The 15,182-nt window shown below is 61.4% G+C and carries 13 protein-coding genes and 1 other RNA gene; 13 read left to right on the top strand and 1 reads right to left on the bottom strand.

Annotated features, from left to right (window positions below; genetic code table 11):
* Positions 1-43 precede the first annotated feature (43 nt).
* Positions 44-1,255: a pyrophosphate--fructose-6-phosphate 1-phosphotransferase gene (locus ACD590_RS14250; RefSeq protein ID WP_018242875.1), complete on the bottom strand. Its 1,212-nt coding sequence runs from the start codon at positions 1,253-1,255 to the stop codon at positions 44-46.
* A gap of 409 nt (positions 1,256-1,664) precedes the next feature.
* Between ACD590_RS14250 and ACD590_RS14245 the strand changes: the two genes are divergently transcribed.
* From ACD590_RS14245 to mraY, 13 genes are all read left to right on the top strand, one after another.
* On the top strand, positions 1,665-2,372 hold the full coding sequence (locus ACD590_RS14245) for a J domain-containing protein (RefSeq protein WP_018242874.1): 708 nt from the start codon (positions 1,665-1,667) through the stop codon (positions 2,370-2,372).
* Positions 2,369-3,130, top strand: coding sequence for an N-acetylmuramoyl-L-alanine amidase (locus ACD590_RS14240; protein WP_018242873.1), 762 nt, complete (start codon positions 2,369-2,371; stop codon positions 3,128-3,130). The genes ACD590_RS14245 and ACD590_RS14240 overlap by 4 nt, the downstream gene beginning before the upstream one ends.
* Positions 3,131-3,392: 262 nt before the next feature.
* Positions 3,393-3,920 carry a lytic transglycosylase domain-containing protein gene (locus ACD590_RS14235; RefSeq protein WP_018242872.1) on the top strand — a complete coding sequence of 176 codons (528 nt, stop codon included), beginning with the start codon at positions 3,393-3,395 and terminating at the stop codon, positions 3,918-3,920.
* A 98-nt stretch (positions 3,921-4,018) separates the two neighbouring features.
* Positions 4,019-5,203 (top strand): NAD(P)/FAD-dependent oxidoreductase, encoded by a 1,185-nt coding sequence (locus tag ACD590_RS14230; protein ID WP_439002808.1) that lies wholly within the window; start codon positions 4,019-4,021, stop codon positions 5,201-5,203.
* 11 nt (positions 5,204-5,214) lie between these two features.
* Positions 5,215-6,390, top strand: a complete 1,176-nt coding sequence (locus ACD590_RS14225; protein ID WP_439002807.1) for an NAD(P)/FAD-dependent oxidoreductase — start codon at positions 5,215-5,217, stop codon at positions 6,388-6,390.
* A gap of 156 nt (positions 6,391-6,546) precedes the next feature.
* Positions 6,547-6,944: RNase P RNA component class A (gene rnpB / locus ACD590_RS14220), an RNA gene on the top strand.
* Positions 6,945-7,354: 410 nt separating this feature from the next.
* Positions 7,355-7,792 (top strand): division/cell wall cluster transcriptional repressor MraZ, encoded by a 438-nt coding sequence (gene mraZ, locus ACD590_RS14215; protein WP_026188472.1) that lies wholly within the window; start codon positions 7,355-7,357, stop codon positions 7,790-7,792.
* 17 nt (positions 7,793-7,809) lie between these two features.
* The gene (gene rsmH / locus ACD590_RS14210; RefSeq protein ID WP_018242868.1) at positions 7,810-8,835 is read left to right on the top strand and encodes a 16S rRNA (cytosine(1402)-N(4))-methyltransferase RsmH; all 1,026 of its coding nucleotides are present in this window, start codon (positions 7,810-7,812) and stop codon (positions 8,833-8,835) included.
* Between the two features lies 1 nt (position 8,836).
* On the top strand, positions 8,837-9,340 hold the full coding sequence (ftsL, locus tag ACD590_RS14205; protein ID WP_130729489.1) for a cell division protein FtsL: 504 nt from the start codon (positions 8,837-8,839) through the stop codon (positions 9,338-9,340).
* Positions 9,340-11,100, top strand: a complete 1,761-nt coding sequence (locus tag ACD590_RS14200) for a peptidoglycan D,D-transpeptidase FtsI family protein (protein ID WP_018242866.1) — start codon at positions 9,340-9,342, stop codon at positions 11,098-11,100. The genes ftsL and ACD590_RS14200 overlap by 1 nt, the downstream gene beginning before the upstream one ends.
* Positions 11,101-11,106: 6 nt before the next feature.
* Positions 11,107-12,627 (top strand): UDP-N-acetylmuramoyl-L-alanyl-D-glutamate--2,6-diaminopimelate ligase, encoded by a 1,521-nt coding sequence (locus ACD590_RS14195; RefSeq protein WP_439002806.1) that lies wholly within the window; start codon positions 11,107-11,109, stop codon positions 12,625-12,627.
* Positions 12,624-14,057 (top strand): UDP-N-acetylmuramoylalanyl-D-glutamyl-2,6-diaminopimelate--D-alanyl-D-alanine ligase, encoded by a 1,434-nt coding sequence (locus tag ACD590_RS14190; protein WP_439002805.1) that lies wholly within the window; start codon positions 12,624-12,626, stop codon positions 14,055-14,057. Before ACD590_RS14195 ends, ACD590_RS14190 begins: the two co-directional genes overlap by 4 nt.
* Before the next feature lie 22 nt (positions 14,058-14,079).
* Entirely contained in the window at positions 14,080-15,180 is a 1,101-nt protein-coding gene (gene mraY / locus ACD590_RS14185) for a phospho-N-acetylmuramoyl-pentapeptide-transferase (protein ID WP_003541415.1), read from the top strand.
* The last annotated feature ends 2 nt before the right edge of the window (positions 15,181-15,182 follow it).

The following is a 15,182-nucleotide window of genomic DNA, read 5'->3' as shown; positions in this document are numbered from 1 at the left end:
TTCCTCGGGAACAAGCAAAGACATCATATTAACCATCCGTCAATCACGCTTCTTTGTATTTCTGGCCTATATTGTCCATGACTTCGGCAAACCATGCCGTCGAAAGGTCAAAAGCCTTGCCGCCCTTGATGCGCGGGAATTCTATAGTGCGCAATTTACCGTTCTGGCCTTCATCATGGCCGGTGACGCCGGAGACTTTATTGAGCGCGCTTTCGACGGCGAGATCGACCATGCTCTGGATCAGCCGCAGGTCGTCGCCGTTGGCGGGCGCCGAGCGGGCGAAATAGCCTGATTTCTGCACGAGGGAACGCTCGGCGTTCAAGAGATTGGCGAACTGCTTCTGGAACCATGCGCCGACATTGATCGTGTCGATCTTCACATGGCCGAAGGCATCGCGCTTGACGGTCTCGCCGGCGGCTTCGCGCTCGGCGACGATGGCGTCGAGGCATGCGCCTTCCGAGACAAAGACCGTGGCATGGCCGTTGCGGTCCATGCTTTCCGTCAGGCGGGCGGCTTCGGCGTCGAGGTCGAAGGCCATCTCAGGCAGGTAGACGGCGTCGATGCTTTTCAGATGCGCGTCCATCATCAGGCCGTCGACATACTGGTTGCGGCTGGTGCGCTGGAGATAGGCGCGAGCGGTGGCGGCCGTCAGCCAGCCGCAATGGCGGCCCATGACCTCGTGGATGACGAGGGTGCGGGGTGCGGCCGTCTGTTCGTTGCTGACATTGTCGAAGAAATGCGCGCCGACTTCGGCGGCCGTCCAGGCGCCGAGCGACTGGCGGATCGGCACGACGTCATTGTCGACAGTCTTCGGCAGGCCGACGACGGTGAGATCGTAGCCGTTGGCGGCGAGGTAGGCGGCAAGGTCGGCGGCCGTGGTGTTGGTGTCGTCGCCGCCGATCGTGTGGAGAATGGTGATGCCGTCATTGGCAAGACGTTCGGCGGCGACCCGCAGCGGGTTCTCGCCTTCCTTGACCAGGCCGCGCTTGACGCAGTCGGCGGCATTGGTGAGCTTGACGCGGCTATTGCCGATCGGCGAGCCGCCGTAGCGGTGCAGCAGCGGCGCCTTTTCGCGCATCTGGCGGGTGATCTCGAGGCTGTCGCCGATCAGCACCCCTTGGTAGCCGGATTTGTAGGCGACGATGTCGAGATCGGGTGCGATGTCGCTGTAGCGTTCGATGAGGCCGCCGACGGCGGAAGAAAGACAGGGCGCCAGACCTCCGGCGGTCAGCATTGCGACTTTCTGTTTGGCCATGATCCCTCCTACGGTGTTTCGGTGCGGCAGCGTTAGCTAACGCATGGATGCGGCAGGGAAAGGGCCCTGTAAAGTAAAGAATTTACGAAAAATGCGCCTTTCTGCAGTGTTGAACTGCAAAGGCGACCGGAAGCGCGGATATAATCGTTTCAAGCCCGGTCTGCCTGTCGGGGATCTGTTGTGGAAATTTCCATCGCGCGCTCCGCAGCCTACGTGCCTGGCCAATGGCGGCGACCGCTAGCCAGGCCTTAAGGTAAGATAAAGCGGGGCGATGAATCGTTTGCTGCGGTGCGACAATTACCAAATCGTGAAAACTGTGTTCGGCCCTACGACCAATAGTCGCCTTGCAAAGGCTGCGATTCTTTGGTCAAGCTGTTTGTTATAAGTTGACAAGTGTGTGAGATTTTCGATGTCCTTCTGGGAAAAGCTGTTGAATGCCATTGGCAATACCGCAGGCAATGCGCTGTCTGCGGTGGTCGAGGCTATCCGCACGGTTTTCGAAGGCGATCCCGAGACCCGGCGTAAAGTGGCTTTCTCCGTGGCGATCATCGCGCTGTCGGCCAAGATGGCCAAGGCCGACGGCATCGTTAGCGAGAAGGAGGTCGAAGCCTTCCGCGAAATCTTCGAATTCCCGCAGGATCAGGCAAAGAACGTCGCCAGGCTTTACAACCTCGCGCGCCAGGACGTCGCCGGCTACGAAGCCTATGCCGAACGGCTTTCCACGCTCTGCGTTACTTGCGCAGCCAATTGCACAGTGCTGGAAGACGTGCTCGACGGCCTCTTCCACATCGCCAAGGCCGATGGGCTGATCCACGAGAAGGAACTGAATTTCCTGCGTCATATCGGCGAGATCTTCGAGATGAGCGAGACCCGCTTCGAGCAGATCGCTGCCCGCCACGTCTCGTCCGGCGGCGATCCCTACAAGGTTCTCGGCGTCTCGCCTTCGGACGATTTCCCGACCATCCGCCGCCGTTACCATGGCCTTGTCAGCGAACATCATCCCGATCGGCTGATCTCGCGCGGCGTGCCGAAGGAATTCCATGTGATCGCCAATGAGCGCATGGCGGCGCTGAACGCGGCCTATGAGGCGATCGAGAAGGAACGCCGCGCGGCATGACCTCTTTCGAGGCCGACTGCAGAAGCGCTCGCGTGCAGCCCTCGCCGAACCATGGCGAGCGGGCGGACGGGCGCCATCCCGATATGATCCTGCTGCACTATACCGGCATGCCAACGGCTGATGGCGCGCTCGACTGGCTCTGTCGCGCCGAGAGCCAGGTTTCCAGCCACTATTTTGTGCATGAAAACGGCGAGGTGGTGCAGCTCGTGCCGGAAACACGGCGTGCCTGGCATGCGGGAAAAAGCAGCTGGCACGGCGAGACGGACATCAATTCTCTGTCGATCGGCATCGAGATCGCTAATGCCGGCCATCCCGGCGGACTCCCCGATTATCCGAAAGAGCAGATCGCCGCGGTGATCGAATTGTGTCGCGACTGTGTCAAACGTTGGTCGATCGTGCCGGAACGGGTGCTCGGGCATTCCGATGTCGCCCCCATCCGCAAGGTCGATCCGGGCGAGAAATTCCCCTGGGCCGAGCTCCACCGGGCGGGCATCGGGCACTGGGTCGAGCCGGCAACGATCACCGGCGGGCGCTTCTTCCAGCGCGGCGATACTGGCCAGCCTGTCGAGGCGCTGCAGTCGATGCTGTCGCTCTATGGTTACGGCACTGAAATCACGGGTGAATTCTCCGAGAAAACGGCGGGCGATGTGGAAGCTTTCCAGCGCCATTTCCGGCCCCAACGGGTAGATGGCATCGCCGATTTCTCGACGATCGACACGCTGCACCGGCTGCTGTCGTCGCTGCCGCGTTATACCTGACCGGAAGAACCGGATATCAGGACGGATTTCTCGCGGCCGGCGAGAAAACCGCCTCGCCACATCATTTCCCTATTATCTCCTCATTGCGATGGTCTAAGAACGCCCGCTGAACAGCGCTCGCGGCTGTTTTCAAGTGTAACCATGAGCGCCAAATGAAACGATAAGAATTGCTACGGAACGCGACCAGTCCTGGGTCGCGTGTGACCGGATGACGGCGAGGCGCGCAGTCCTGCAATTCTTTGGGTCGGAGTGAAGAGACTACATGAAGAATATGATTGTTGGTGCTGCGGCATGCGTTGGCATGCTGCTGGCGGGATATAGTGTTGCCTTGGCTGGTGATGACTGGGGTGTCCGGGCCGAAACCATCTCGCTGAAAACCGTCGATCGCCAGAGCGGCTATGCCATGCCGGATTTTTCCACGAGCATTCCCTATGCCGCACTGATCAACAAATATGCCGCTGAATACGACGTGCCCGTCGCACTCGCCCAGGCTGTCGTGCGCGTCGAGAGCAATTTCAATCCGAACGCCCGCGGCAGCGCCGGTGAAGTCGGCCTGATGCAGATCAAGCCGGCGACGGCGCGGATGATGGGTTATTCCGGCTCGAAGAAGGGCCTGTTCGATCCGGAGACCAACATCAAATACGGCATGAAGTATCTGGCGGCTGCCCATCAGCTCGGCGGCGGGCAGACCTGCAACACTATCCTGAAATACAATGCCGGCCATGCCGCCACGCGCATGAACCCGGTGTCGAAGACCTATTGCGGCAAGGTCCTGGCGATGCTCGACTGAGCATAGTCTGACGCGTCCTAACGAAATTCCCTTGCGGCAATTTTGCGATGTGAATCAGTGCGCTTGCCGTGATATCCCACCTTGAAACGAGGTGGGATATGGCAGTCGATTTCAGGTTTATCATCATCGGACGCGGCATGATGGGGGCTGCCGTCGCACGGCATCTCTCCTCGATGGCCGACGGCATCGCGCTGATCGGCCCGCGCGAGCCTGAGGAGCGCAAGGCTCATCACGGTGTCTTCGCCAGCCATTACGACGAAGCGCGCATCACCCGCACCTTCGACGGCAATCTTGCCTGGGGAACCTTCGCCGCCCGCGCGCTCGACCGCTACCGCGAGATCGAGGCAAGGAGCGGCATTTCCTTCTATTCGGAGGTCGGCTGCCTCTTTGCCGCTCCTGAGAAGGGCGAGCAGGACTATATCAAAAGGGCGCTGACCGTCAGCCGGACACTCGGCAGCGATATCGAGACCATCGCGCCGTTAGACCTTCGCCGGCGGTTTCCCTATCTTGCCGTCGATCCGGATTTCAGCGGGTATTTCGAACGCAGGCGCGCCGGCTACATCAACCCGCGGGCGCTGGTGCGGGCGCAGACCATGCTTGCCGAACAGGGCGGCGTCTCGCTTATCGAGGCAACCGCGACATCCGTGCGCGATACCGGTTCCCATGTCGAGGTGACGGCAGGCTGCAGAAGCTACAGCGCTGAACGTGTGCTGGTGGCCGCCGGCGGATTCAGCAATTTCCATACGCTGCTGCCGCGTCCCGTCGATACCAGGGTGATGGCGCGCACGGTCGCCTTCTACGAACTCGGCGAGCGCGAGATGGCGGTTTTCGGCGGCATGCCGTCGACGATCGTGCTCGGTGACCGAGAAGAGGATCACATCTATATCCTGCCGCCGGTGCGTTATCCCGACGGCAAGACTTATCTGAAGCTCGGTGGTGACACTGAGGCGCTTTCTTTCAGCCAGTTGGAAGATGCCGGCGCGTGGTTCCGTTCCGACGGCAGTGCTCCCGAGCGCGATCATCTCGCGCGTGTCGCCCTGCAGCTGATGCCGGAGCTTGCCGGCTGCCCTGTCACATCGGCGCCCTGTGTGGCGAATTTCACGCCGACCGGTTATCCCTATGCTGGATTTACGCAGTCGCCGCGCATCGCGGTGCTGACCGGCGGCAATTTCGTCGCGGCCAAATCCTCCGACGAGCTCGGGCGGCTGGGAGCGGTGCTTCTGGCGGAAGGAAGGCTCGGGGATCAGGATTTCGGCGGCGAGCTGACGCCGGTCTTTGGTTGAGGGGAAATGTTATGGCAGTCGATTTCAAATACATCGTCGTCGGCCGCGGGCTGATGGGGGCAGCGGCGGCGCGGCATCTGGCGCGCCAAGTGGACGGTGTCGCGGTGATTGGGCCGGACGAGCCGGATGATCGCAAGGCGCATCAGGGCGTCTTCGCCAGCCATTATGACGAGGGGCGCATCACTCGTACCATCGATCCCGACCGCAATTGGGCACTGCTCGCCAACCGCTCGATCGGCCGTTATGGCGAGATCGCCCGCGACAGCGGTATCGATTTCTATCGGGAGGTGGGCTGCGTCGCCGTCGCGCCGACGGGAGGCGATTATATCGAGAAGACCCGGCGGGCCGCCATTTCGCTGAACGTCGAAACCAGCCTTCTCGATGAGGCCGGGCTGAAGGCCGCCTTTCCCTTCTTCGCCTTTCCTGATGGGGGCACGGGCGTCTTCGAGGCGAGGGGGGCCGGCCACATCAGTCCGCGCAAGCTTGTGAAAGCCCAATCGCTGCTGGCGGAAAAGTCAGGTGCTGCCGTCATCCGCGATCATGTCATTTCGATCCGCAGCGAGGGCGGATGGGCCGCCGTCGAGACGGCCGGTGGCCTGACCTATCGCGGTGCAAAGGTGCTGCTGGCAGCGGGCGGATTTTCCATTGCGAAGAATCTGTTGCCGCGGCCGGTTGCCATGACGGTTTATGCCCGGACCGTGACGCTCTTTGAAGTAAGCGAGGCCGACGCGGTGCGCCTGGCCGCGATGCCGTCGCTCATTCTCAGGGCGCCCGGCATCGATATCTACCTGCTGCCGCCGATCCAGTATCCCAACGGCAAATTTTACCTGAAGATCGGCGGCGATCCTGACGATCTGGCGCTTAGCGACGAAGCGGAGATGCGCGCCTGGTTCAAGACCGAGGGGCGCGATACGGTGCGCGCGCATCTCAAACGCATCGTTGAAGGTCTTGTGCCCAATATCGTGCCGCTTTCGATTTCGACGGCCGCTTGCGTCGTGTCGCATACGGAAAGCGGCTATCCGATGATTGGCTATACTTCCTCGCCCGAGATCGCGGTGCTGACGGGCTGCGCCGGCACGTCGGCCAAGAGCTCGGACGAAATCGGCCGGCTTGGGGCCGAGCTGCTTTTATCAGGCGGAATCGGCGAAGAGGGCTACTCCACGGATTTCACACCGCAATTTCGCTAGAGCATTTCCGTTTTTCTCCGAATCACGGAAGTGCTCTCTCTTTTGTTCCTACGCAATTGCGGACGCAAAACCGCTGCGCATTTTTGCTGGAATAGCTCCAAGCGATATCATTTATTTCGATAGCAATTGCGATCTCTCTCGTTTATGGGAGCCCTGCCAGTTGGCTGGGCAGCCGCGCTTTACCAATGCCGAAAGGCGGTAGGGTGAGGAAAGTCCGGGCTCCACGGAAACACGGTGCCGGATAACGTCCGGCGAGGGCGACCTCAGGGAAAGTGCCACAGAAAGCAAACCGCCTGTCATGACAGGTAAGGGTGAAAGGGTGGGGTAAGAGCCCACCGCATCTCCGGCAACGGAAATGGCACGGTAAACCCCACCGGGAGCAAGACCGAATAGGGATGACGCGGCAGGCCGAAAGGCCTTCCGGCTGGTTTCCAGGCCAGTCATCCGGGTGGGTTGCGCGAGGCAGCGTGCGAACGCTGTCCCAGAGGAATGGCTGCCACGTTCCGGTTCACGCCGGAGCCTTACAGAACCCGGCTTACAGGCCAACTGGCGATTAACATCTTGCGGCGCGTCGGCCGGATTTTCACCGTAAGTCGCTGAAACTGACTGTTATCGAGCGGATGTTAATGCATTCAGGGGTTGATTTTTCTCGCTTAGCCACCACTACGTGTCGTTTGTAAGATGGCGATGCTAACCCTTTGTTAAACTTAACGGCTTATAAATTTTTGATCATGCGTCCATTGCAAAATGGGCGTATCCCATTGACGCCCATATGGTCCCATGCTATCCCAAATGCGCACTGCACCAGGGCAATCACCTGCCCATTCATCGCAAAGCAAAGGCGTCTTCCTCTCCGGAAGCGTCGGAGGGGTTTTGGCTCATCCGGCTTGCGAAGCTGTGCCTGATATCGGGAGTTTCGGGCGTCTTTTGGTCCGGATCCCTGCGGGAACGGATGTTTCGTGTCATGAACCGCTTCCTTTCGAACGCGACCAACAGGATCGATGCCAAGGGCAGGGTTTCCGTGCCTTCGGCTTTTCGTTCCGTGCTGGCGCAGCGCAATGTTCAGGAGCTCTATTGCTTCCAGGACTTTGTGTTTCCGGCGATCAGCATCGGCGGTCCGGATCTTCTCGAAAGATTCGAACGGCAGATTGCTGCGGAGGATCCGTTTTCGCCGGATGCGAACGAGATGTCGCTTCTCATTCATGGAGGCGGGGTCTTCATGAAGCTCGATGCCGAGGGGCGGCTGATGGTCACGGATTTCATTCGCGGCTTTACCGGTATCTCGGACGAAGTGACCTTCGTCGGTCGGGCGGATCATTTTCAGCTCTGGCAGCCGCAGGCTTTTGTGGCCGCACAGGCGCAAGCACGAGGGGAGCGCAAGCTGGCGGGCAAGCGTTCCTGAAAGAACGAGGGAACGGAATGGTGGCGAATCCTGGCGGAGGTTCAACTGATGCCGGTGGCGGACCGGTTCGTCACATTCCTGTTCTACTCGAAGAAGTGCTTGCGGCGCTGGCGCCCGCGCCCGGCAAGCTCATCCTCGATGGTACATTCGGTGCGGGCGGTTACAGCTCGGCCATCCTTGCGGCCGGCGCCGAGGTGATTGCGCTCGACCGCGATCCGACGGCGATTGCATCGGGGCAGGCGATGGTCGCCGCCCATGGTGGTCGTCTCAAGCTTGTTCATTCGCAATTCTCGCATCTCGCCGATCATGCGCCGCAGGGCGGGCTCGATGGTGTCGTGCTCGATATCGGCGTCTCCTCCATGCAGATCGACGAGGCCGAGCGCGGCTTCTCCTTCCAGAAGAACGGACCGCTCGACATGCGCATGTCCGCCGAAGGTGTTTCGGCCGCCGATGTCGTCAACCGCGCCAAGGTCGCCGATCTCATCCGCATCTTCCATTTTCTCGGCGAAGAAAGCCAGGCGCCGCGCATCGCGCATGCGATCGAGAAGCGTCGCGCCGAAAAGCCATTTGAGACGACGCGCGATCTCGCCGGTCTCATCGAGCTCGTTACGCCGCGCAAGATGAAGGACAAGATCCATCCGGCAACGCGCGTCTTCCAGGCATTGCGCATCTTCGTCAATGACGAGCTCGGCGAACTGGCGCAGGCGCTGTTTGCGGCGGAAACGGCGCTGAAGCCCGGCGGGCGGCTCGTCGTCGTCACCTTTCATTCGCTGGAAGACCGCATCGTCAAGAAATTCTTCTCCGACCGCGCCGGCAAGGCGTCGGGTTCACGGCATCTGCCGGTCGCGCATGAGCGAGCGGCAACTTTTGCGGCTATCGGCAAGGCGATGGTTTCGGCAAGCGAGGCGGAGGCCGAGATCAATCCGCGCGCCCGCTCCGCCAAGCTGCGCGCTGGCCTGAGGACGGACGCCGCCGCCGAAGCCGCGGATATGTCGCTCTTTGGGTTTCCCAATCTTGCCAGTCTCGGAAAGCTTGGTGGTTGATATGCTGAAAACCTTCGATCTCATGCTTATCGGCGTCATGACGGCCACCGCCGCCGTGACCTACACGATCAAGCACCGCGCCGAATTGAAGCTCGAGGAGGTTCATCGCCTCGAAGCCGAGATCAAGCTTGAGAAGGACACGATCGACCTTCTCAAGGCCGACTGGGCGCTGCAATCGCAGCCGAACCGGCTGGAGCGGCTGGTCAAGTCCTATAATGACGAATTGAAGCTGCAGCCGACGGAATCGACGGCGCTCGTGCATGCCAAGGAATTGCCGATGCTGAAATCCGAGGTTCCCGTGCCTGACGTGACGGAGGCCAAGGCCAGCGCCAAAGGCACGACCGTGGCCAGCGCCAAGAGCGCGACCGTGGCCAGCGCCAAAGGCGCACCGGACACCGCCAAGGGCGCGCAAGCCAACGCCAAGGCGCAGCCCATTCCGATGTCAGCGCCACGCGGCGAGGCAGAAGATGCAGACCAGATCGAAACCGGATCGGTGGAGGAATAATGTCGTTTCTTTCCCGCATCATGGTTTTGAAGAGCCAGGCGCATTTCTCCGCCGGCGTCTATAACCGGTTCGGCGGTCCTTCCCCCGCCGGCCTGGCGATCGAGGGATCGCGCAAGAAGAAATCCGGGCAGGCAAAAAGCCGCGTCGGCCTGCTGATCCTTGGCTTCATGGGCGTCTACGCCGTCATCGGCGGCCGTCTCGTCGAATATGCGATGAAGGATCAGGAGGTCGTCTCCAGCATTCTCCCGCCCGACCGGCTGATGGCCTCGCGCCCGGACATTCTCGACCGCAACGGCGAGGTACTGGCGACCGACATCCGCACCGTCTCGCTGTTTGCCGAGCCGAACAAGATCGTCGACGCCGACGAGGCAGTGGAGAAGCTTGCAACGGTGCTGCCCGAACTCGACGTCAGGGACACTTATAAGAAGCTCTCGGTCAAGACCTCGCATTTCGCCTGGCTGCGCCGGCAGCTGACGCCGAAGCAGCAGAGCCAGATCCTGGCGCTCGGCATTCCCGGCATCGGCTTCCGGCCGGAGAAGCGCCGCTTCTATCCGGGCGGCTCGACCGCCGCGCACATCCTCGGTTACGTCAACATCGACAACCGCGGTGTCGCCGGCATGGAGAAATTTATCGACGACCAGGGGCTTGCCGATCTCGCCTCGGTCGGCATGACCAGCGACCAGCCGCTCGAGCCGGTGCGGCTATCGATCGACCTGCGCGTGCAGAACATCGTGCGGGACGCGGTCGTCAACGCCGTCAACAACTTCCAGTCCAAGGGCGCCGGTGCCGCGGTCATCGACGTGCATACGGGAGAAGTGCTGGCGATGGCATCGGCGCCGGATTTCGATCCGAACGATCCGCAGGAAGGCGCCAAGGACGGTTGGCTCAACCGGATGACCAACGGCACCTTCGAAATGGGCTCGACCTTCAAGACCTTTTCGCTGGCCATGGCGCTCGATAGCGGCAAGGTGAAGATGACCGACAGTTTCGATGCCAGCAAATCGATCTATATCGGCGGCTTCACCATCCACGATTTTCACGGGCAGCGCCGCTGGCTGACTGTTCCCGAGATTTTCCAATATTCTTCGAATATCGGTACGGCGCGCGTCATCGACATCGTCGGCATCGATGCGCAGAAGGACTATCTGACCAAGTTCGGCCTCTTGACGAAGATGCAGACGGAACTGCCCGAAGTGAAGATGCCGAGCCAGCCGCGCGTTTGGAAGAAGATCAATTCGATCACGATTTCCTTCGGCCATGGCGTCTCGACGACGGCGCTGCAGACAGGGGTGGCCGCCGCCGCCCTCGTCAATGGCGGCAAGCTGATCGAGCCGACATTCCTGCCGCGCACGCGCGAACAGGCCGATCAGATCGCTACGCAGGTGATCAAGAAGTCGACCAGCGACAACATCCGCTATCTCCTTGATTTCAACGGCTACAAGGGATCCGGGCGTGTTGCCCGCGTGCCGGGCTTTGCCGTCGGCAGCAAGACCGGTACGGCCGACAAGGTGGTGAACGGGCGTTATTCGGCGACGCTGAACTTCAATTCCTTCATTGCCGCATTCCCGATCAATGATCCCAAATATGCCGTGATCACCTTCTGCGACGAGCCGAAGACCGGTGAGAAGCAATATGGCGGAACGATCTCCGCCGGCACCGCCGGCCCGATCGCTCGTGAGATCATCAGCCGCGCGGCCCCCATTCTCGGCATCGAGCCGAAATTCGGGGAGGGCGGATCGGCCTTGCTGGTGTCTTATTGAGTGTGAATGAATATCGACGCCGATTCGCGAGGGGTGAACCGGCTTCAAGAGAGAAAAGTGCGTTCGATGAAATTGCGAGACCTGGCCGGAGATCAGTTTCCGGAACTTGAAGCACAGCTCGAAGGCCCGGCAGGCTTGCTTGATATCTCAGGCCTGTCTTCGGATAGCCGCAAGGTGGCGCCTGGCAATGCCTTCGTCGCAGTCGCCGGCACCAAGGCGGACGGCGCAGGCTTCATCGCGGATGCCGCCGGCCGTGGCGCTGCCGTCGCGATCGCCTCCCAAGCCGTCGATGCTTCGATCCCCGTGCTTGCGGTCAAGGAGCCGCGCCGCTTCCTTTCCATCGCCGCCGCGCGTTTCCACGGCAAGCAGCCCGATACCATGGTCGCCGTCACCGGCACGGCGGGCAAAACCTCCGTCGCTTCTTTCACCCGGCAGATCTGGGCGCATGCGGGCCACGCGGCTGCGATGATCGGCACGACGGGCGTCGTTTCGCCGACGCGCAACGAATATGGCTCGCTGACGACGCCCGATCCGGTGTCTCTGCACGCGCTGCTGGCGGAACTCGCTCAAGAAGGCGTAACGCATGCCGCGATGGAAGCGTCCAGCCACGGCCTCGACCAGTGCCGGCTCGACGGGGTGAAGCTTGCTGCCGCCGCCTTCACCAATCTCGGCCGGGACCACATGGATTATCATCCCACGATCGAGGCCTATATGGCCGCCAAGATGCGGCTTTTCGATACGCTGTTGCCGAAGGGGTCACCGGCAGTGATCTTCGCCGACGATCCGTGGTCGGCGCAGGCGATCAAGGCCGCGACCGATGCCGGTCACGACATTCGTACCGTTGGGCGAAAGGGCGATTACCTCTCGTTGAAGCGCGTCGAGCACTTCCGCCACAAGCAGATGGCCGAAATCCATATCGGCGGCGAGATCTTCGAGGTGGACATTCCGCTGGCCGGCGATTTTCAGGTGGCCAACGCGCTGGTCGCAGCGGGGCTTGCCATGTCGACCGGCGTTGAGGCGAAGGTTGCGATGGCCGCGCTCGAGAAGCTCGTCGGCGCGTCCGGCCGTCTCGAACTCGTCGGCCATACAAAAGACGGCGCGCTCGCCTATGTCGACTACGCCCACAAGCCGGATGCGCTGGAAAATGTGCTGGGCTCGGTCAGACCCTTCACCACCGGCCGCGTCATCGTCGTTTTCGGCTGCGGCGGCGACCGTGACCGCGGCAAACGGCCGATCATGGGCGAAATCGCCTGCCGACTTGCCGACGTCGTTATAGTCACAGACGATAATCCGCGTTCTGAGGAGCCGGCCTCGATCCGGGCGGAGATCATGGCAGCAGCAGGCTGCGCCGCGGAAATCGCCGATCGCGCCACGGCGATCCGCGAGGCTGTTGGCATGCTGAGATCCGGCGATACGCTGATCGTCGCCGGCAAGGGGCATGAGGAAGGGCAGACGATCGGCGGCGTCACCCTGCCGTTCTCCGATCATGCGGAGGTGCGCAAGGCCTTGGAGGAGTTGAAATCTTGAGCTGGCTCTGGACGACGGAAGACATGATCGCAGCGATGGCGGGGCGCCCTTTCGGCACGCTGCCAGAAGGCATCACCGGCATTTCCATCGACAGCCGCTCGATTAATCCAGGCGAAGCCTTCTTCGCGATCAAGGGCGACCGTGTCGACGGTCACGACTACGCATCGATGGCGACGGCGAACGGCGCTTCCCTTCTCGTCGTCAGCGAGGCGAGGCTTCCCGCCATGGGCCGCCTGACGGTGCCGATGATCGTCGTGGAAGACGTGCTCGCGGCACTTGGCCGGCTCGGCCTTGCCTCGCGCGAGCGCTCGCGGGCCCGGATCATCGCGGTGACCGGATCTGTGGGGAAGACGACCACCAAGGAAATGCTGCGGCATGTGCTGTCGCCCTCCGGCAAGGTGCACGCCTCCGTCGCCTCCTTCAACAATCATTGGGGCGTGCCGCTGACGCTGGCGCGCATGCCTGAGGATACGGATTATGGCGTCTTCGAAGTCGGAATGAACCATCCCGGCGAGATCCGGCCGCTGGTGGGGATGATCCGTCCCGATGTCGCCATCATCACGACGATCGCGCCGGCGCATCTCGGCAATTTCAAGAACATCAAGGAAATCGCCGCTGCCAAGGCCGAGATCTTCGAGGGGCTCGAACCCGGCGGCCATGTCGTGCTCAATCGCGACAACGACCAGTTCAATTTCCTCGACCGCACGGCGCAATCGCTCGGCATCGAGCATATCCATTCCTTCGGCCAGCATGCCAAGGCCGAATTCCGGCTCGCAGAATTCAATGGCTCCGACGAGAATTCGACGCTGTGGCTGACGATTGGTGGCGAGACGCTGGAAGTCGCGCTCGGCGCGCCGGGCCGCCATATCGCCGAGAATGCGCTCGCAGCACTCGGGGTCGTCAGGATCGTCGGCGCCGATATGCAGAAGGCGATCGAAGCGCTTGCGACGCTGAGGCCGGAAAAGGGCAGGGGCAAGCGCCATCGGCTTTTAATCGGCGGCGGCAGCTTCACGCTGATCGACGAGAGCTACAATGCGAATCCAGCCTCGATGCGCGCGGCGATCGCGCTGTTGGCGGCCTCCGAGCCGACCGGCCGCGGACGCCGTATCGCCGTGCTCGGCGACATGCTGGAGATGGGCGAGTATGCGCAGAAGGTCCATACCGACCTTGCCGTGCCCCTGCTTGCGGCCGGCATCGAGCATGTCTGGCTGGCTGGAGCCGAGATGGCTGCGCTGAAGGAATCGTTGCCGGAAAGCGTCCACGTCGAATATCGCGAGAACACGGACGAATTGACGGACTATGTATTGAACTCGGTCGCGCCAGGCGACGTGTTGATGGTGAAATCGTCTCTGGGCATCGGTTTCGGCAAGATCGTCGCCGCGCTCCTTGACAAGTTCCCGGCATTTGCCGACACGCAACGCGAATTTTGATCGGGTAAACAAGGGGCCCTGAATGCTGATCTGGCTTGTCGAACTGTCGGAATATTTCAAATTTCTGAACCTGTTCAGATATATTACCTTCCGCACGGGGGCTGCTCTCTTCACCTCAGCACTGATCGTCTTCCTGTTCGGACCGACGATCATCAATTCGCTGCGCATCCGGCAGGGCAAGGGCCAGCCGATCCGCGCCGACGGGCCGCAGACGCATTTCAAGAAGGCTGGCACGCCGACCATGGGCGGGCTGATGATCCTCGCCGGCATCGTCGGCGCATCGCTGCTCTGGGCCGATCTTTCCAACGTCTATGTCGTCGCCACGCTGCTGGTGACGCTGGGCTTCGGCGCGATCGGCTTCTACGACGATTATCTTAAGGTCACGAAGCAGAGCCACATGGGCTTTTCCGGCAAGGCGCGTCTCGGCATCGAATTCGTCATCGCCGGCATCGCCGTCTATTTCATGATGCGCACCGCCCTTGCCTCGGGGATTGCCGGCTCGACCTTCGGCTCCTCGATTGCCTTTCCCTTCTTCAAGGACTTCATGATCAATATCGGCATCATGTTCGTCGTCTTCGGCGGCTTCGTCATCGTCGGGGCCGGCAATGCCGTCAATCTGACGGACGGTCTCGACGGACTTGCCATCGTGCCTGTGATGATTGCAGCCGCCTCCTTCGGCGTCATCGCCTATCTCGCCGGCAACGTGGTGTTTGCGAACTACCTGCAGATCAATTTCGTGCCCGGCACCGGCGAGCTCGCCGTCGTGCTCGGCGCCGTCATCGGCGCCGGCCTCGGCTTTCTCTGGTTCAATGCTCCGCCGGCCGCCATCTTCATGGGCGACACCGGGTCGTTGGCGCTCGGCGGCACGATCGGCACCGTCGCCGTCGCCACCAAACACGAGATCGTCATGGCAATCATCGGCGGCCTCTTCGTCATCGAGACGCTCTCGGTCATCATCCAGGTCGGCTTCTTCAAGATGACCGGCCGGCGCGTCTTCCTGATGGCGCCGATCCATCATCACTTCGAGAAGAAGGGCTGGACCGAGAGCCAGGTGGTGATCCGCTTCTGGATCGTCGCCGTCGGCCTTGCCATGCTCGGTCTCTCGACGCTGAAGCTCCGGTGAGG

This window comes from Rhizobium sp. 862_C5_N1_2 (assembly GCF_051811205.1).
Lineage (GTDB): Bacteria > Pseudomonadota > Alphaproteobacteria > Rhizobiales > Rhizobiaceae > Rhizobium > Rhizobium leguminosarum.
This window is presented reverse-complemented; position numbering and strand designations above follow the sequence as displayed.